The organism is Bacteroides sp. Marseille-P3684, assembly GCF_900291465.1.
Lineage (GTDB): Bacteria > Bacteroidota > Bacteroidia > Bacteroidales > Bacteroidaceae > Phocaeicola_A.
Genome location: NZ_LT985808.1, coordinates 3,168,803 through 3,187,893, shown reverse-complemented (window position 1 = coordinate 3,187,893; position 19,091 = coordinate 3,168,803). Strand labels below are relative to the sequence as shown.

The window sequence follows — 19,091 nt, the reverse complement described above, 5'->3', positions numbered from 1 at the left end:
AAGGAGAGCGTTTCTGTCCCGGCTCTTCTTCGCGGATGTCGTCTGTCTGCGGGAGCGTCTGCCTTACAGCAGGCTCCAGGTGACGGTCAGTCCTGCCATGACGATGGCAACCATGCTCATCAGCTTGATGAGGATGTTGAGGCTCGGACCGGAGGTGTCCTTGAACGGGTCGCCCACGGTGTCGCCGACGACAGTTGCCTTGTGTACCTCGCTGCCCTTGCCGCCGAAGTTGCCTTCCTCGACGTACTTCTTGGCGTTATCCCAGGCGCCGCCGGCATTGGCCATGAAGACTGCCAGCACGAAGCCGCTTGCCAGTCCGCCAATCAGCAGACCCAGCACGCCCGGCACGCCGAAGATGAAGCCGGTCACTACCGGAGCGATGATGGCGAGCAGGGACGGAAGTACCATCTCACGTTGTGCACCTCGGGTGGAGATTTCCACACAGCGTTCGTAGTCCGGTTCGGCTTCTCCCGAGAGGATGCCTTTGATTTCGCGGAACTGACGGCGTACCTCAGCCACCATGTGTGAGGCGGCACGTCCCACGGCGTTCATGGTGAGTCCGCAGAAGAGGAAGGCCATCATGCTGCCGATGAACATGCCTGCCAGCACGTTCGGGTTCATGAGTGTCACGTCGTAGTAGTACATGAAGTCGGTGAAGGTGGCGTCGGCGGTGTTGACCGTGCGTCCGTCAGCCAGCGTCAGTACATCCGTGCCGATGCGGTCGAGACCGATGCGGATTTCCTCGATGTAGGAAGCCAGCAGGGCAAGTCCCGTCAGGGCGGCAGAACCGATGGCGAAGCCTTTGCCGGTGGCGGCTGTGGTGTTGCCCAGGGAGTCGAGTGCATCCGTGCGTTGGCGTACCTCCTTGCCCAGACCGGACATCTCGGCATTACCGCCTGCGTTGTCGGCAATCGGACCGTAAGCGTCCGTTGCCAGGGTGATGCCCAGGGTGGACAGCATGCCCACGGCGGCGATACCGATGCCGTAGAGACCCATGCTGACGTTGCTCAGGTCGAAGTTAGCTGCGAAGAGGTAGGAGAGGATGATGCCGATGACCACCGAGATGACCGGGATGGCGGTGGACAGCATGCCCAGTCCGATGCCCGAGATGATGACCGTGGCAGGACCCGTCTTGCCGCTTTCGCTCAGCTTGCGGGTCGGAGCATAGGATTGCGAAGTGTAGTATTCGGTGGAACGTCCGATGACAACGCCCATCAGCAGACCGACTACGACCGAGCAGCTGATGAGTGCCCAGTTCTCAAGTCCGAGCAGCCACAGGATGAGGAAGGTGGCGACGATGATGAGCCCGGAGCTCAGGTTGGTGCCCACGGAGAGCGAACCCAGCAGGTCCTTGATGGTGGCCTTCTCCTTCGTCCGTACGGCAAAGATGCCCAGGATGGAGAGCAGGATGCCCACGGCGGCAATCAGCATCGGGGCGATGACAGCCTTGAACTGCATCACGGTGTCGCCCGAGTGCAGGAAGGCGGCAGCACCGAGTGCGGCAGTCGAGAGGATGGAGCCGCAGTAGGATTCGTAGAGGTCGGCGCCCATACCGGCGACGTCGCCCACGTTGTCGCCCACATTGTCGGCGATGGTGGCGGGGTTGCGCGGGTCATCTTCCGGGATGCCGGCTTCCACCTTGCCCACGAGGTCGGCACCGACGTCGGCAGCTTTCGTATAGATACCACCGCCCACACGGGCAAACAGTGCCTGCGTGCTGGCTCCCATACCGAAGGTCAGCATGGTGGTGGTGATGACACAGAGTTTCTGAGTGGGGGAGAGGGCGTCTTCGGGGATGACGGCGTTCAGCAACAGGTACCAGAACGAGATGTCGAGCAGGCCCAGTCCGACCACGATGAGTCCCATGACCGCACCGCTGCGGAAGGCGACACGCAGACCGCTGTTGAGTGATTCACGGGCTGCATTGGCGGTACGTGCCGATGCATACGTGGCAGTCTTCATGCCGAGGAAGCCCGAAAGACCGGAGAAGAAACCGCCTGTCAGGAAGGCGACAGGCACCCAGGAGTTCTGTACACCGAAGCCATAAGCCATGATGGAGAAGAGGATGACGAGTCCCACGAAGACCCATCCGACGACTTTGTACTGTTGTTTGAGATACGACATGGCGCCTTTGCGGACAGCCGCTGCGATGTGCGCCATCTGAGGCGTGCCTTCACTCACCGTCTTCATCTGACGGTAGAAGTAATAGGCATAGCACAAGGCGAGTACCGACGATACCGGCACAAGCCAGAAGAGTAAATGTTCCATGATATTAAAGTTGAATAAGGTGTTTTTCTTCGCTTCAAAAGTAGGCAAAAGCCTGTACGTGTGCAAATGTTTGTCTGCTTTTTTGTAGCATTTTGTTCATGGGAGGAGGGTTGGGTATGTCTTTATTTCTGTCTATCTTTGCGGACGGAAAAGATTTTGGATTATGATAAAAGCATTGTTTTTTGATATTGACGGGACGCTGGTGAGCTTCCGTACACATGCCATACCGGCTTCCACGGTAGCGGCGCTTGAACAGGCCAAGAAAGCGGGTGTAAAGATTTTCATTGCGACGGGACGTCCCATTGCCATCATCGACAACCTGGGTGCCATCGAGCATCTGATTGACGGCTACGTAACTACCAACGGGGCATTCAGCTTCGTGGGCAAAGAGGTGGTGGCGTGCAATCCCATCCCGGCAGAGGATGTGCGCATCATGGCACGCCTGTCCGACGAGATGCACTTTGCCTGCGTCTATGTGGGCGAGAAGCACATCGTCCTGCAAAACCCCAACGACCTGCTCTATAAGATTTTCTACGAGTACCTCAACGTGCAGCACCTGCCCGAGAATCCGCCGCTGGATACCATCTTTCAGGAGCGCATCATTCAGATAACTCCCATCATTGATGAACCGACGGAGCGCATCGTCCTGCCGCAACTGCCCGGCTGCATCTCCGGACGTTGGCATCCTGCCTTCACGGACATCACAGCCGACGGAGCCGACAAGGGGAAGGGCATCGAACGCATGGCTGCCCGTTTCGGTATCGGGATTGAGGAGACGATGGCTTTCGGAGATGGCGGGAACGACGTAGCGATGTTACGCCGTGCCGGCATCGGTGTGGCCATGGGCAACGCGAATGATGCCGTGAAGTCGCAGGCAGACTATGTCACGACCTCGGTCGATGAGGACGGGGTCCTTCGTGCCTTGCAGCATTTTCTGGGTTGAGGAGCAAGCCGGATACAGTGAACCCATGCAGGGGCGTACAGATCGCCTGTCCCTGCATGGGTTCACTTTATTTTGTCTTGATGATGTCGAACAGATAGCTGAGCTTGACGGTGATGGAGGAGTTGCCCGAGCGACCGAAATAGTCCTTCTTGGTGTTCTTGAAGATGTCTCCCAGGCCGTAGTAGTAGCGTCCTTCGAGCACGAAATGCCCGACCTTCGTGCTCCAGTCGATGCCTCCGCCTCCGCAGATTCCGTAGTCGAACGAGTTCTCGGTGTCTTTCCCGTATTGTTCCACCACGTTGTTCGGGCGGTTGGAGGTGTCCCACGTTCCGCCGCCGTACTCTTCTTTCTCGCTCAGGAAGAAGTTCATCTGCGGACCGGCGTTGATGAAGAACTTCACGCCGCGCTGCTCGCGTCCCCAACCCATGTTGAACATGAACGGCACTTCCAGGTAGTTGGTCGTGCGCTGGTAGGTGTTGCCGCTGCCGTCCTCGATGTCTTCCTTCCATCCGCGCTGGGCGTAGTTGATTTCCATTTGCAGGGCACAGATGGCGGTGAAGTATTTCTCACACGTGTAGCGGATGGTCAAGCCGCCGCACATGCCCATGAGGTTGGTGGTCTTGATGGTCGGGTTGAACGTCACGCTGCTCAGATTGATACCGCCGTTGACACCGATGGCAAGGTCGCTGCGTGCTTCGCCCACCTGGGCACGGGCAGGCAGGAGACCGCCCAGGAGAAGGACGGCGAGAAGGAGGAGGGTGCTTTTAAGTGTCTGCTTCATCGGTCAAAATCCATTTTAATCAGTTCATGGTCCTTGGTGAAGTGGATGAAGAATACCTTCTTGTTGATGAATCCGCCCCAGTTGTTCACCCGTTCGAAACGGAAGCTGGTCTGGATGGGAGTCACACAAATCTTGTCCAGGTTGTCCTCCAGGTTGTTACCGTAGCGTGACAGTCCCTGCAGGAGGAAGTTAGCCGTCTCATAGCCCAGGATGGCATACTTCGGGTAGGTGTTGAGGATTTCCTTGTGATACCAGCGGCGGAACTCCTGCTGGAAGTTGACGACATCCACCGACAGGTTGTTGGCATAGAACGACGTGTAGAAGTAGGTGTCAAACGTGTAGAAGTCGTTCAGGTGGTCGGCGGTGTAGGTCTGCCACTCCGGATAGCCGAAGAGGTGCAGGCTGTACTTGTCGGGCGTGCCGTCAGCCTCCCACGACAGCTTCAGGGCTTTCAGGTAGGGGAGGAGCTTGATGAGGGCAATGTTGCTGCCCGAGGTGGGGATGAGGATGTTTTCCGTGCCGGCACTCAAGGCACTCTCGATGCTCTCCTTGCTGTTGGCAAGAATCTCCTTGTAGGATACTCCCTGATTCTTCAGTTCCTGCTTGAAGCCTGCGATGAAGTCACGCTTGTCCGTTCCGCCATCGGCTGCATTCACAAAGATGATGTTTTGCCCGCGGAACTTGCGCAGGAAGTGTTCGTACACCTCGGAGTAGAGGTAGGATTGCGGCGTATTGACCTGATAGAGGTAAGGGTTGGTGAACACCTCGTCACACTTTGACGTGAAGGGTACCACCAGACGGATTTTGTTCTCCTTCGAGAAGTCGGAGATGGCAGGGATGTAGGTCGAGTGTCCCGGACCGATGATGAGGTCCATCTGCTTCATCTCGTTCTTGGCGAGGATGCTGCGGATGGTAGAGGCATCGTCTCGGGTATCGTAGGTGTAGATGTCGAATGACGTCCCCTTCTGCTTCAGCTCGTTGATTGCCATCAGGAATCCCTGGTAATACTCCACCATGCGTGCCTGTTCCCCCTGTCCCGAGCCGTCGAGCATGAAGGGCAGCATCACTGCCACACGCAGCCGGCTCTTGCTCTGTGTGTCCGGGCGTACGCTGGCAAACAGTTCGTTGTCCGTCGGGATGGTGGTGGGGGCTACGGGCGTCACCGGACTCTCCTTGTGGTAAGGGATGCGGAGGTAGGTGCCTTTCTTCAGGCTGGCGCTGCGCAGTTCCGGGTTGGCGGCAATCAGTTCTTCCTCCGTGATGCCATATTCGCGGCAGATGCTGTAGATGGTCTCCCGACGCTTCACCTTGTGGATGTCCTGGACCTCCTGCTGCCGGGGCACCTGGACCGGCTTGCTCTCCGGTTGTGGTTGTGCGGGGGGCGCGGACGCGTCCGACGGAGGGATGATGATGACCTGTCCGCTGCGGAAGTTGCTGGCGCTCAGTCCCGGGTTGGCGTCACAGATAGCCTTTACCGTCACCCCATATTGCTGCATGAGGCGGTAGAGCGTTTCGCCCGGCTGGATGGTGTGGTAGCGGGTGGCACTCTGGCTGGCTGACTGGGGGATGCGTAGCTGCTCACCCGCCTTGATCAGCTTGTCGCTGCCCGGGTTGAGGCGGATGATGTCGGAAACCGATACATTGTAAGTGGCGGCGATGGAGGTCAGACTCTCGCCCCGTGCGATTGTATGGAGGAAATAGGTGTTTGTCTGTGCCGAAAGACCGAAGGAGAGGCCGGCAAACAGACCGATGCATAACCAACGTCGTAGGAGTTTCATTCTTACTTGTTTTAGGAGCCGTTCAACTCTCGCAGACCCAAGAGGTAGTTGACGGATTGACAACTGATAAGTTGAGCGTATGCGAAACTTGAGTGAGCCACGATTTGTCCGCAAAAGTATAAAAAAACTCCCGGCATCGAGTGCTTCCGCTTAAATATTCTTCGGTCTCATGTCCATAAATTCACCTTGAAGCATTATTTTTGCAGGGATATGGTTCGCCAGACACTTTCATTCAGAAGCAAGACAACACTATGACAGACGAAACGGAAAAGATAAACGTGTACGGTGCCCGCGTACACAACCTGAAGGACATTGACGTGGAGATTCCACGCAACAGCCTGACGGTCATTACGGGTTTGAGCGGAAGCGGCAAGTCGTCGCTGGCTTTCGACACGATTTTCGCCGAAGGGCAACGCCGCTACATCGAGACCTTCTCGGCGTATGCACGCAACTTCCTGGGAGGCATGGAGCGTCCCGATGTGGATAAGATCACGGGACTGAGCCCCGTCATCTCCATCGAACAGAAGACAACCAACAAGAACCCGCGCTCTACCGTGGGGACAACCACTGAAATATATGACTACCTGAGACTTCTCTTTGCCCGAGCCGGTACGGCGTATTCCTACCTGTCGGGGGAGAAGATGGTGAAATATACCGAAGAACAGATTATTGACCTCATCCTGCGCGACTATGCCGGCAAGCGCATCATGCTGCTAGCCCCGCTGGTACGTACCCGGAAGGGACACTACAAGGAGCTGTTCGAGCAAGTGCGGAAGAAAGGCTACCTCTACGTACGGGTTGACGGAGAGGTGCGCGAAGTGATGCACGGGATGAAGCTGGACCGCTATAAGAACCACGACATTGAGGTGGTGGTCGACAAGCTTGCCGTCAGTGACAAGGACGACAAACGACTGACGCAGAGCGTGGCGACGGCAATGACCCAGGGCGAGGGACTGCTCATGGTGCTCGATGTCGCCACGAATACCGTCCGTCATTACAGCAAACGGCTCATGTGCCCGGTCACGGGACTGTCCTACCGGGAGCCGGCACCGCACAACTTCTCGTTCAACTCTCCGCAGGGAGCCTGCCCGCGTTGCAAGGGACTGGGCTTTGTCAACCTGATTGATGTGGACAAGGTGATTCCCGACCGCAGCCTCTCCATCTACGAGGGTGCCATCGTCCCCCTGGGAAAATACAAGAATGCCATGATATTCTGGCAGATTGCCGCCTTGCTGGAGAAGTATGAGGCAACGCTGAAGACACCCGTGAGCGAGTTGCCCGACGAAGCCATCGACGAGATACTCCACGGTTCGGATGAGCGCATCAAAATCAAGAGCACGCTGCTCCATTCCTCGTCCGACTATTTCACGACGTTTGAAGGACTGGTCAAGTACATCCAGATGCTTCAGGAGAGCGATGCGTCCGCGACCCAACAGAAGTGGGCGGAACAGTTTGCCAAGACGGCGGTCTGCCCCGATTGCGGAGGGGCACGCCTGAATCGCGAGGCGCTGAGCTTCCGCATCCACGACAAGAACATCTATGAACTGGCGACCATGGACATCAGCGAACTCTATGACTGGATGCTCCATGTGGAAGAACACCTCGACGGCAAGCAGCTCCGCATCGCCGAAGAAATCCTGAAGGAGATACGTACCCGTCTGAAGTTCCTCCTCGATGTGGGACTGGACTACCTGTCGCTCAACCGTTCGTCGGTCACCCTGTCGGGCGGTGAGAGCCAGCGCATCCGCCTTGCCACACAGATTGGTTCGCAGCTCGTCAACGTGCTCTACATCCTCGATGAACCGAGCATCGGTCTGCACCAGCGTGACAACATCCGCCTGATTAACTCGCTCAAGGAACTGCGGGACATGGGCAACACCGTGATTGTGGTCGAGCATGACCGCGACATGATGCTCAATGCCGACTATGTGGTCGACATGGGACCGAAGGCAGGACGACTGGGCGGTGAAGTGGTGTTCGCCGGTACCCCCGGGGAGATGCTGAAGACCCATACCCTCACCTCGCAATACCTCAACGGGGAAATGAAGATAGAGATACCGGCGGTGCGCCGTCAGGGCAACGGCAAGTCGTTGTGGCTGCGCGGTGCCTCGGGCAACAACCTGAAAGGCGTTGACGTGGAGTTCCCCCTGGGACGGTTCATCTGTGTCACCGGCGTCTCGGGCAGCGGCAAGTCCACCCTGATCAACGATACCCTGCAACCCATCCTCTCGCAACATTTCTACCGTTCGCTGCGTGACCCCTTGCCCTACACCGTCATTGAGGGGCTGGAGTATATAGATAAGGTGGTCGATGTCGACCAGTCGCCTTTGGGACGCACGCCGCGTTCGAACCCTGCAACCTATACGGGCGTCTTCTCCGACATCCGTTCGCTCTTCGTGGAGCTGCCCGAGTCGAAGATTCGCGGCTACAAGGCGGGCCGCTTCTCCTTCAATGTGAGCGGCGGACGCTGCGAGGCATGCGGAGGCAACGGTTACAAGACCATCGAGATGAACTTCCTCCCCGACGTACTCGTCCCTTGCGAAGTGTGCCACGGCAAGCGTTACAACCGCGAGACGCTCGAAGTGCGTTTCAAGGGCAAGTCCATTGCCGACGTGCTCGACATGACCATCAACCGGGCAGTGGAGTTCTTCGAGAATGTGCCGCAGATACTGAATAAAATCAAGGTCCTGCAGGAAGTCGGCCTGGGATACATCAAGCTGGGGCAGCCCTCCACCACCTTGTCGGGCGGGGAGAGTCAGCGTGTGAAGCTCGCCACCGAGCTCTCCAAGCGGGATACCGGCAAGACCCTGTACATCCTCGACGAGCCGACGACCGGACTGCACTTCGAGGACATCCGTGTCCTCCTCACCGTCCTCAACCGACTGGTGGACAAAGGCAACACGGTCATCGTCATCGAGCACAACATGGACGTCATCAAGGCTGCCGACTACCTCATCGACATGGGTCCTGAGGGCGGACGGGGAGGCGGACGTCTGCTGTGCAGCGGCACGCCCGAAGAAGTGGCACAATGCCCGGAAGGATACACCGCCAGGTTCCTCCGCGAAGAGCTGGCACGACAATGAGCAACTGACGCAGGCGGAGCTTGCGGAACAGACCAATCACAGAAAAAACAGAATCGCTGACTTATGAGCAACAAGATAAACAAGACCAATGTGGCACGTCTGCTGGACAAGGCAAAAGTGCCCTACGAACTGATTCCCTATGAAGTGGATGAAAACGACCTGAGTGCCGTCCATGTGGCGGCAAGTCTGGGAGAAGACATCGAGCAAGTGTTCAAGACGCTGGTGCTCCGGGGCGACAAGACCGGGCACTTCGTCTGTGTCATTCCCGGCGAGCACGAGGTGGACCTGAAAATGGCAGCCAAGGCGTCCGGCAACAAGAAGTGCGAGATGCTCCCCCTGAAAGAACTGCTTCCCACCACCGGATACATCCGTGGCGGCTGTTCCCCCATCGGGATGAAGAAGCACTTCCCGACCTATATCCATGACACCTGTTTGTCCTTCCCCTACATCTATGTAAGCGCCGGCGTGCGCGGTTTGCAGATAAAATTGGCACCGCAGGACCTAATTCGTGAGGCACGCGCTGAAGTTTGTGCGCTATTTGTGTAGAGAGTTGAAAAATATGTCTATATTTGTGACCATTAAAAAACCTACTATTAATTATCTAATATCTTAACTTATGTTTGAAGGACAACCAAAAGGACTGTATGCCTTGGCGCTTGCCAATACCGGCGAACGCTTCGGGTATTACACCATGTTGGCTATTTTCGTGTTATTCCTGAAAGCCAACTTCGGATTATCGCCTGGCGTAGCCGGAACGATTTATTCCACATTCTTAGCGTTAGTTTATTTCTTACCATTTATCGGAGGTATCCTGGCTGATAAATTCGGTTATGGGAAGATGGTAACCATCGGTATCATTGCGATGTTTGCCGGTTACGTGCTCCTGGCTTTGCCGTTGGGCACCGGTACACTGGGCATGATTGGCATGTTTGCCGCCCTGATAGTCATCAGTAGCGGAACAGGCCTGTTCAAGGGCAATCTGCAAGTGATGGTGGGTAACCTCTACGATGCTCCCGAGTATGCCTCCAAGCGCGACTCCGCATTCAGCATTTTCTACATGGCAATCAATATCGGCGCCCTGTTTGCACCGACGGCTGCCGTGTCCATCATGGAATATGCGCAGAAGACGTGGGGCGTGAGTGTCAATGATTCTTATCACTTCGCATTTGCAGTGGCCTGTGTTTCGCTGATTGTCTCCATGGCCATCTATTATGGCTTCCGCAGCACGTTCAAGCACGTGGAAGGCAGCACCAAGCAGGCGAAGGACAGCAAGGGTGCGAAGGCCGAAGTCGAAGAGATTTCTCCGCGTGAGACCAAGGAGCGCATTGTCGCCCTCTGCCTCGTGTTCATCGTGGTCATCTTCTTCTGGATGGCATTCCACCAGAACGGTCTGACATTGACTTACTTCGCCGACGAATTTACGGCTAAGAGTTCCGAAGGGCTGGAAAGCATGATGTTCAGTGTATGGAACCTTGTGGCTGTCATCTTCATCGTCTATGCGTTGTTCTCCCTCTTCCAGTCGAAGACCGGCAAAGGCAAGGGTATCTCAGCCCTGGTCATTGTCGCTGCACTCGCCTTCCTGGGTTATCGTTACTCGGCCATTGAAGGAGCTACTCCGGTAGATGCTCCCATCTTCCAGCAGTTCAACCCCTTCTTTGTGGTGGCTCTGACTCCGGTATCCATGGCAATCTTCGGTTCGTTGGCACGTAAGGGAAAAGAGCCTTCCGCTCCGCGCAAGATTGGTTTGGGTATGTTGGTAGCAGCCTGCGGTTACATCCTGATGATGTTCGCTTCGTTCGGTCTGCTGACTCCGAATGAGCAAGGAGCTGCCTTGGAAGCTGGAACGGCATCGTTCGTGTCTCCCAACTGGTTGGTATCGACTTACCTGGTATTGACTTTCGGTGAGCTGTTGCTCTCTCCGATGGGTATTTCGTTCGTGTCGAAGGTTGCACCTCCCAAATATAAAGGAATGATGATGGGTGGTTGGTTCGTGGCTACTGCCATCGGTAACTACCTGACTGCCGTAGCCGCCTGGCTGTGGGGCGACCTGCCTCTCTTGGTGGTATGGGGTGTTCTCGTGGCACTCTGTCTGCTCTCGGCATTGTTCATCTTCTCAATCATGAAACGTCTGGAGCGCGTGGCTAAGTAAGCCTGCCCATTCTTTCCTATAAAGTCATGGCGTGTAAAGCCGGAAGTTTGTTTTCCGCTTTACACGCCATGTTTTTTTTGTTTAATGGTTGCAATCCCAATGTAGGGGCGATCCGACCGGTCGCCCGATCCAATACAACGTCCAATGAATGTCCAACGCAACGTCTAATAAATGTTCAATGCAATATTCAACAACCGTTCAAACAATGTTCAACAACCGTTCAAACGCATTTCGCACGGTGAATTGCCCAGTATTATATATGTAGATATGGGCAAGCAATCATGATTGGACTGGACGAAATCGGGCAACACCGACAACCTGTTGGTGTAACGGTATGAGTTGAACATTTGCCCTCGGATGAGGTTCCCAACAGAATGCCCACAGCTTGGGACTCCGAGTTCCACGGCTTGGGACTTCGAGTTCCACGGCTTGGGACTTCGAGTTCCACGGCTTGGGACTTCGAGTTCCACGGCCTGGGACTTCGAGTTCCACAGCCTGGGACTGTGAGTCCCACGGCGTGGGAATATGAGTTCCACGGCGTGGAACTGTCATGCTCTTGCTTGTGAAGGTGCAGATACAAAAAAAGCTCCCCGAAATCGTATCGGGAAGCTTTCTTGTCTCGTATGCTCTATAAGGAGTATTTCTTATTTCTTTCTGGCATTGCCGTAGCGGCTCATGAACTTGTCTACGCGACCGGCGGTGTCGACCAATTTGGACTTACCGGTGTAGAACGGGTGTGAAGAGCTGGAGATTTCGAGCTTTACACACGGATAAGTTTCACCTTCAAATTCAACGGTATCTTTGGTTGCGCAAGTCGAACGTGAAAGGAACATGTCGCCGTTTGACATATCTTTGAATACTACCGGACGGTAGTTCTCGGGATGAATACCTTTTTTCATATCAGTGTCTGTCTTTTTGTTGGTTGGTTAATATTTTGCTGGTAACAAAAATATTGTGTAATGGTCTTTATTCAGGCTGCAAAGGTAAGCAATCCTTCATTAGTAACAAAAGATTTTTAGGAGTTTTTACTGACAGACGGACGGCTTCCGCAGCTTTTCTCCGGAGTCATCGTTGTTCCTGCCGGGTGTTCTTGATGAGCTGTTTGCGGAACTTCATCTCCGCCATCATGATGCTGAATATCTTTTTGTTGCTCAGGTATTGCCGGTACTTGTCCACGTATTCGCGCTCCAGCTGCTCGAGATTCACGTGGGCATTGAGAATCTGGTCGACAGCCGACTTGTATTGCTTCTCGTCCAGCTTTTCCTCCAGTGCCTTTTTGCGCTTGGCATCGGCATCGTCGGTGAGGAGCTTCTTCTTGTCCTGCAACTCAAAGAAGAGGGGGAAGAAATAGGAGGCTTCCTTCGGGCTCAGACGTGCCTCGCGGATGATGAAGTCTCTCTGTTTCTTGCGGAATTGTTCCTTGGATATGCTTTCGTTGTGTTTGGTCTGTGCGGATGCCGTCGGTTGACAGGCAAGACAGCTGGTCAGGACCAGCATGAGGGTGAGTAAGTACGTCTTCATGGGATATGCTTTTAGTTTAGGTTAAAACAATGTTAACTTTCACTGTCAGTGTCGGTGAGGTAGCAATAGACGGAATAGTCGTCCATGCGCGAGTTCATCAGTTCGTTTTCCAGATATTCTTCGTCGTAGGAGATGCTCTGTGCTTCGGCGGACGTGGTTGCCATCGGCGACTTGTCTATCTTTTGCTGAAGGGACGGACCGACAAAATAACGTGCTCCACCCATGATGACACAGAACATGGCAGCCAGGTAAAGCCACGGCTTGATGCGTTGCCAGGTGGTGGGAGTGGGAGGAAGGATGACCTTCTCTTTCTCCGGAAGCCTGTCCATGATTTCCTCGGTGACCCGGTCAAAATAGCCTTCAGGCACGCTGAAGGGGTTGCCGGTACCACAAATATCTTTCAGTTTCTTATCTTCCATGTTGTTATCCATTATGTGCGTGTTGTTGTCTTGTTTTCATTGGTTAGACCGTCGGCAGGGGGGATGGTTTAAAGAGAGTCTTTCAAAATGCGCTCGATTTTTTTGACCGCATAGTGATAGGAAGCTTTCAGTGCGCCCACTGTCGTGCCCAGGATTTCCGATATCTGTTCGTACTTCATGTCCTGAAAATATTTCAGGTTGAACACGATGCGTTGTTTCTCGGGCAGGGTCTGCAGGGCTTTTTGCAGGAGGAGCTGTGTCTCGTCTCCGTTGAAGAACGGGTCGCTTTCCAGTCGGTTGACCACGCCCGCTTGCGGGTCATCCAGCGGAATGGAGGGGTTGTTCTGCTGACGGCTGAGGAACGTGAGACACTCGTTGAGTGCGATGCGATAGAGCCAGGTGGCAATCTTGGCGTCACCCCGGAAGTAGTCGATGTGTATCCATGCCTTGATGAAGGTGTTTTGCAGGAGGTCGTTGGCGTCGTCGTGCGACAGGACCATGCGGCGTATCTGCCAGTAGAGCTGTTCGCTGTACTGTTTTACGATGGTCTCGAAGGCAGCGCGTTGTGTGGCGGGGTCTCGGAGTTGCTCTATGATTATATGTTCATCGTAGTTCTTCATGCAGTCGGGGTTGCGTCAGATTAGACAGAGGTTATAAGGCAATGCACAGGTTCTCCTTGGCGGCAAGGGTCGAGGGGAACACTTCGCGTGCTTCCTGCAGGAGGATGTTCTCATCTTCATAGCGCGCGGAATAGTGCCCGATCACGAGCTGCTTGACTTCGGCATCCTTGGCAAGCCGGGCTGCCTGGGCGGCGGTGGTGTGGAACGTCTCTTTGGCTCGTGCCGACTCGCTGTTGGCAAAGGTCGCTTCGTGGTAGAGCAGGTCGACGCCGTGCACCAGTCCGGCAAGTTCCGGCAGGTAGATGGTGTCGGAACAGTAGGCATAGCTGCGTGGAGGGTCGGAGGGTCGGGTCAGTCTTCCGTTGGGGACAACCGTGCCGTCGGGCAGGACGTAGTCTTCACCGTTCTTGATGCGGTTGATGGCATACGTGGGGACTTCATAGAAGTCGATCATGTCGCGGAGGATGTGGTTGGGAGTCGGTTTCTCGCGGAAGAGGAAGCCGCAGCAGTCGATGCGGTGCTTCAGCGGAAGGGTGCTCACGGTCACCGAACGGTCTTCATAGATGACTGCCGGGGTACGGGTGTCGTGGGAGTGGAACTCCACCTTGTAGTCCATCCCTTTGCAGAAGAAGTCCAGTTGGGGTTGCATGAGCCTTTCCAGTTCGGCGGGGGCATAGATGTGCATGGTGGCGGTGCGTCCCAGCAGTCCGAAGGTGGAGAGCAGTCCGATGAGTCCGAAGCAGTGGTCGCCGTGGAGGTGGGAGATGAAGATGTGGTTCAGCCGGGTGAATTTCAGCCGTGAACGGCGCAGTTGTGTCTGTGTGCCTTCACCGCAGTCGATCATGAACAGCTTTTCGCGGATGTTCACCACTTGCGAGCTTGGATAATGCTTGGTGGTGGGCAGTGCAGAACCACATCCCAATATGTTGACCTCGAACTTTTCCATAGTGTGGCAAAAATACACAAGATTTTTGTGTTTTCAGTCCGTCGAAGGGGAGAAAATTGGGTTTGGCTTGCACTCCGCTATAAAAAGAAGGCAGGTTCAAACCTTGTGGGAGTGAACCTGCCTTTATCAGATTGTAATGAATGTAATGCGTCTTGCTATTACTTCTTGCTGTCAGCTTCCATCTGCTCTTTCAATGCAGCCAGAGCGTCGATGTCGCCCAGGGTTGTAGAAGCAGCCTGGTTCTGAATCATCGGAGTCTCTTCCTTCTTGGAAGCCTTCTTGGAAGCTCTCTTCTCTGCTCTTTCTTCAGCCTTTGCAGCATCTTCGAAGATACGGCTGTGAGAGAGGATGATGCGTTTTGCGTCCTTGTTGAACTCGATGACCTTGAACGGCAACTTCTCGTCGAGCTGAGCTTGCGAGCCATCTTCCTTCACCAGGTGTTTCGGAGTAGCGAAACCTTCTACGCCGTAAGGCAAAGCGATGACAGCACCCTTGTCGAGCATTTCGATGATGGTACCTTCGTGGATGGAACCAACGGTGAAGACAGTCTCGAATACATCCCAGGGATTCTCTTCGAGTTGCTTGTGGCCGAGGCTCAAGCGACGGTTTTCCTTGTCGATTTCGAGCACCATCACGTCGATGTCCGCACCGATCTGAGTGAACTCTGACGGGTGTTTGATCTTCTTGGTCCAAGAAAGGTCGGAGATGTGGATCAGGCCGTCAACGCCTTCCTCGATTTCAACAAATACACCGAAGTTGGTGAAGTTGCGCACTTTGGCAGTGTGCTTGGAACCAACCGGATATTTCTCTTCGATAGTCTCCCAGGGGTCTGCCTTGAGCTGTTTGATACCCAAGGACATCTTGCGCTCTTCGCGGTCGAGAGTCAGGATGACAGCCTCTACCTCGTCGCCCACCTTCATGAAGTCCTGAGCAGAACGCAGGTGTTGTGACCAGGACATTTCCGATACGTGGATCAGACCTTCTACGCCCGGAGCGATTTCGATGAATGCACCGTAGTCTGCCATCACGACAACTTTGCCCTTCACGTGGTCGCCGACCTTCAAGTTCGGGTCGAGAGCATCCCAAGGATGCGGGGTGAGTTGTTTCAAACCGAGGGCGATGCGCTTCTTCTCGTCGTCGAAGTCGAGGATAACGACATTCAACTTCTGGTCGAGCTGAACCACTTCCTTCGGATCGCTTACGCGGCCCCAAGACAAGTCGGTGATGTGGATCAGACCGTCTACGCCACCCAAGTCGATGAATACACCGTAAGAGGTGATATTTTTAACGGTTCCTTCGAGAACCTGACCTTTTTCAAGTTTGCTGATGATTTCTTTCTTCTGCTGTTCCAGTTCAGCCTCGATGAGAGCCTTGTGCGAAACAACGACATTCTTGAATTCCTGGTTGATCTTGACAACCTTGAATTCCATGGTCTTGCCGACGAATACATCGTAGTCGCGGATGGGCTTCACGTCGATTTGAGAACCCGGCAGGAAGGCTTCGATGCCGAATACGTCGACAATCATACCGCCCTTCGTGCGGCACTTGATGTAACCCTTGATGATTTCGTCGTTTTCGAGAGCAGCGTTGATGCGGTCCCAAGAGCGGGCTGCGCGTGCTTTCTTGTGAGAGAGGATGAGTTGTCCCTTCTTGTCTTCCTGATTCTCGATGTACACTTCTACGGTGTCACCTACCTTCAGGTCGGGGTTGTAACGGAACTCATTCAAAGGAATGATACCGTCTGATTTGTAACCGATGTTGACAACGACGTTGCGTTTGTCGATTGAGATTACGGTTCCGTCAACAACTTCGTGGTCATTGACTTTGTTCAGGGTGTTGTCATAAGCTTTTTCAAGCTCGTCATGGCTCATGCTGGTAGTAGCCTCGCCATTTTCATACGCATCCCAGTTGAAGTCTTCCAAGGGAGCTACGTTCTTCAGATTTTCCATTAATAGATAAAGTTGTTTTTAGTAATTAAATGGGTTAGACATTATATCGCTATAATAATCGGCCGCGAAGATACTGCAAAAAAATGAATCGGCGCACCTATTCACTCAATTTTGTGATAGTTGCGCCGATTATTTTAGCTTTTTTGTGAGGCTTAGTCTTCCAACGAGTAGTCGATGGTGGTCACCACACGTATTTTTTTAATGTAAGGCGTGTTGGCGTCGCGGTCGTCGATGGAGAACTGGCCCTGATAGGCTTTCTTGATTTTACCCAGTTTGCTGTCGGAGTCCTTGGCGAACTTTTCGGCAGCGGCGCGGGCGTTCTTGGTCGCTTCTTCGATCATCTTGGGCTTGATGGAGTTCAGGCTGGTGTAGTCGTAGGACACGTTGTAGCGGTAGTCGCCTCCGCTGATGGCAATGCCTTGTTTCAGCAGCTCGCCCTGTGAGGCGATGAGTCCGCGTACCAGGTCGACCTTGCCGGATGTGACGGTGATGACGGTCGTGATGTTGTAGCGGTAAGGCTTGTCGTTGTTGCTGTATCGTTCGGCTTGCAGGTCCACAATCTCGGGGGCATTGATGCTGATTTCGCCGGCGTCGATGCCTTTGGAGGTCAGGAAGGCCTGAATCTTCTGGTTGGTGGCTTCAATCTGGCTGTAGAGGGCAGGCAGGTCGTTGCCGATGCTCTTGTACATCAGCGGCCACGTCACTTTGTCGGCGGGGACTTCCATCTCTGCCAGACCTTTCACGGTGACCACACGGTCGCGGGTTGCCAGTGTGTCGATGCCCGCTTTGACAAAATAGCCCGTCAGTGCCAGTCCGATGGCGAGGATGACGGCTTCAATTCTTAGATTTTTCATAGGCTTATACCTTAATAATTATGGTTGCGTGTTTCGGGGGAGGAGGTGAGCGGACGGTCCGTCCTTGCCGCATCGAGGACCTTGCGGACTGAACCGTGGCGCAGGAGCAGGGCTTGTGCCTCCTCGTAGGGCAATCCCAGTTCATCGACCAGCATCCGTGTGCCGCGGTCGACCAGTTTCCGGTTGCTGAGCTGCATGTTGACCATGCGGTTGCCTTTCACACGTCCCAGCCGTATCATGGTGGCGGTGCTGATCATGTTGAGGATCATCTTCTGTCCCGTGCCGCTTTTCATGCGGGAGCTGCCGGTGACAAACTCCGGACCGACAATCATCTCGATGGGGATGTCGGCTTCCCGGGAGATGGGGGCGTCGGGGTTGCTGCAGATGGATGCCGTCAGGATGCCGTGTGCACGTGCCTCATGGAGGGCATGGACCACATAGGGGGTCGTGCCCGAGGCGGCGATGCCTACCACGGTGTCGTCGGTATTGATGCCGTGCTCCTGCAGTTCCTCCCATCCGCGCATCGGATTGTCCTCGGCGTTCTCTACCGGATGACGGAGTGCACGGTCGCCGCCGGCAATCAGTCCGATGACCCTGCCCGGAGGCATGCCGAAGGTGGGTGGAATCTCGGAGGCGTCGAGCACGCCCAACCGTCCGCTGGTGCCTGCTCCCATATAGAAGAGGCGTCCGCCCCGTTGCATCCGTTCGACGATGGCAGTGACCAGACGTTCGATTTGGGGGATGCACTGATGGACTGCCAGAGCCACCTTGCAGTCTTCTTCGTTGATGCCCTCCAGCAGTTCGTGCACCGACTGACGGTCGAGTCCGTCGTGCAGAGAGGGTTGTTCGGTGATTTTGATGAAACTCATGATGGAATGTTTTTTTCCTGTGTGAAAGGATGTACGATGACTGGTTGCCGGCGTTTACATCCGGTGATAGCGGATGAGCCCTTCCATCGGACTTTGGGCAATGACGCCCACGGTGTAGCCCCGTCTCTCCAGGCTTTCGGTCAGTTCCGGACGGAAATGGTAAGCAATGGAGCCAACCGCGCTGACGGGATATTCCTTGGGATACGTCTTCAGGTTCCGCTCGATGAAGGCATCGAACGAGTCGGTCAGCAGGCGGTGGATGGCAGGGTCCTCCCGCTGTTCCGCCAGGAAAGGTGCGAAGCTTGCCAGGAAACGGTGCGCCAGCGGACGCCGGTAGACATGGTGGATGATTTCCTCCTGTGTCAGCTGGGTGCGGTTGGCAAAAGCCAGGCAGATGTGTTCGGGCAGCTGCTCTTTCAGGACATCCCCCACGAGGCGTCGGCCCAGGTAGGCGCCACTGCCTTCATCGCCCAGGATATAGCCTAGGGCAGGAGTGTGGGCGGCGATTTTCTCCCCGTCGTAGAAGCAGGAGTTCGAGCCTGTCCCCAGGATGCAGGCGATGCCGGGCTGGTGTCCGCAGAGGGCACGGGCAGCTCCCAACAGGTCGCTTTCCACCTCACGGTGCACCTGCTCGCCGAATACCTTGCGCAAGCATCCGCGCAGGATGCGGCTACCTAGCGTCGTGTTTCCGGCGCCGTAGAAGAAAATGCTTTCGATGGGTTCCACGGGAAGCTGCGGGTAGAGTTCCTTGTGGAGAATCTTCAGGATTTCATCGGCTTTCTGGTGAAAGGGATTGATGCCCTGCGTATGGACAAACAGGGGAGCATCCCCTCGCCATGCACACCAATCGGTCTTGGTCGAGCCACTGTCAGCTATCAGTATCATAATGTTCAGAACTTTTGGCAAAAGTA

General features: G+C 54.9%; 16 protein-coding genes. 4 read left to right on the top strand and 12 right to left on the bottom strand.

Translation table 11 applies throughout. The features are described from left to right. Positions 1-63: 63 nt before the first annotated feature. The gene (locus tag C8275_RS12635) at positions 64-2,268 is read right to left on the bottom strand and encodes a sodium-translocating pyrophosphatase (RefSeq protein ID WP_106625415.1); all 2,205 of its coding nucleotides are present in this window, start codon (positions 2,266-2,268) and stop codon (positions 64-66) included. 163 nt (positions 2,269-2,431) lie between these two features. On the opposite strand from C8275_RS12635, the gene C8275_RS12630 reads away from it, so the two are divergent. Continuing rightward, positions 2,432-3,211: a Cof-type HAD-IIB family hydrolase gene (locus C8275_RS12630; RefSeq protein WP_022384830.1), complete on the top strand. Its 780-nt coding sequence runs from the start codon at positions 2,432-2,434 to the stop codon at positions 3,209-3,211. A 67-nt stretch (positions 3,212-3,278) separates the two neighbouring features. On the opposite strand, the gene C8275_RS12625 is transcribed toward C8275_RS12630, so the two are convergent. Next, a complete protein-coding gene (locus C8275_RS12625; RefSeq protein WP_022384829.1) occupies positions 3,279-3,992 on the bottom strand; it encodes a porin family protein in 714 nt (237 codons plus the stop codon). After that, on the bottom strand, positions 3,989-5,770 hold the full coding sequence (locus tag C8275_RS12620; protein WP_106625414.1) for a LysM peptidoglycan-binding domain-containing protein: 1,782 nt from the start codon (positions 5,768-5,770) through the stop codon (positions 3,989-3,991). The genes C8275_RS12625 and C8275_RS12620 overlap by 4 nt, the downstream gene beginning before the upstream one ends. Before the next feature lie 251 nt (positions 5,771-6,021). Here C8275_RS12620 and uvrA point away from each other — a divergent pair, with 251 nt between their 5' ends. The 3 genes from uvrA (at position 6,022) to C8275_RS12605 (ending at position 11,002) form a co-directional block, all read left to right on the top strand. Further along, positions 6,022-8,853 (top strand): excinuclease ABC subunit UvrA, encoded by a 2,832-nt coding sequence (gene uvrA, locus C8275_RS12615; protein WP_106625413.1) that lies wholly within the window; start codon positions 6,022-6,024, stop codon positions 8,851-8,853. Positions 8,854-8,916: 63 nt separating this feature from the next. Beyond that, positions 8,917-9,399: a Cys-tRNA(Pro) deacylase gene (gene ybaK / locus C8275_RS12610; protein ID WP_022384826.1), complete on the top strand. Its 483-nt coding sequence runs from the start codon at positions 8,917-8,919 to the stop codon at positions 9,397-9,399. A gap of 70 nt (positions 9,400-9,469) precedes the next feature. Continuing rightward, positions 9,470-11,002, top strand: a complete 1,533-nt coding sequence (locus tag C8275_RS12605; protein ID WP_022384825.1) for a peptide MFS transporter — start codon at positions 9,470-9,472, stop codon at positions 11,000-11,002. A 644-nt stretch (positions 11,003-11,646) separates the two neighbouring features. Here C8275_RS12605 and C8275_RS12600 read toward each other — a convergent pair. The 9 genes from C8275_RS12600 to C8275_RS12560 all read right to left on the bottom strand — a co-directional run bounded on the left by C8275_RS12600 (position 11,647) and on the right by C8275_RS12560 (position 19,065). After that, complete coding sequence (locus C8275_RS12600) at positions 11,647-11,901, bottom strand: type B 50S ribosomal protein L31 (protein ID WP_022384824.1); 255 nt, start codon at positions 11,899-11,901, stop codon at positions 11,647-11,649. Between the two features lie 166 nt (positions 11,902-12,067). Beyond that, positions 12,068-12,523 carry a hypothetical protein gene (locus C8275_RS12595; protein ID WP_022384823.1) on the bottom strand — a complete coding sequence of 152 codons (456 nt, stop codon included), beginning with the start codon at positions 12,521-12,523 and terminating at the stop codon, positions 12,068-12,070. 32 nt (positions 12,524-12,555) lie between these two features. Then, positions 12,556-12,942: a hypothetical protein gene (locus tag C8275_RS12590; RefSeq protein WP_106625832.1), complete on the bottom strand. Its 387-nt coding sequence runs from the start codon at positions 12,940-12,942 to the stop codon at positions 12,556-12,558. Positions 12,943-13,010: 68 nt separating this feature from the next. Further along, on the bottom strand, positions 13,011-13,562 hold the full coding sequence (locus C8275_RS12585) for an RNA polymerase sigma factor (protein ID WP_106625412.1): 552 nt from the start codon (positions 13,560-13,562) through the stop codon (positions 13,011-13,013). A 31-nt stretch (positions 13,563-13,593) separates the two neighbouring features. Next, entirely contained in the window at positions 13,594-14,508 is a 915-nt protein-coding gene (locus C8275_RS12580; protein WP_106625411.1) for a ribonuclease Z, read from the bottom strand. 158 nt (positions 14,509-14,666) lie between these two features. Then, positions 14,667-16,457 carry a 30S ribosomal protein S1 gene (rpsA, locus tag C8275_RS12575; protein WP_022384819.1) on the bottom strand — a complete coding sequence of 597 codons (1,791 nt, stop codon included), beginning with the start codon at positions 16,455-16,457 and terminating at the stop codon, positions 14,667-14,669. Positions 16,458-16,609: 152 nt separating this feature from the next. Beyond that, positions 16,610-17,311, bottom strand: coding sequence for an SIMPL domain-containing protein (locus tag C8275_RS12570; RefSeq protein ID WP_106625410.1), 702 nt, complete (start codon positions 17,309-17,311; stop codon positions 16,610-16,612). Between the two features lie 11 nt (positions 17,312-17,322). Then, positions 17,323-18,180: an N-acetylmuramic acid 6-phosphate etherase gene (murQ, locus tag C8275_RS12565; protein WP_106625409.1), complete on the bottom strand. Its 858-nt coding sequence runs from the start codon at positions 18,178-18,180 to the stop codon at positions 17,323-17,325. Positions 18,181-18,234: 54 nt separating this feature from the next. Beyond that, the gene (locus tag C8275_RS12560; RefSeq protein ID WP_106625408.1) at positions 18,235-19,065 is read right to left on the bottom strand and encodes an ATPase; all 831 of its coding nucleotides are present in this window, start codon (positions 19,063-19,065) and stop codon (positions 18,235-18,237) included. Between the last annotated feature and the right edge of the window lie 26 nt (positions 19,066-19,091).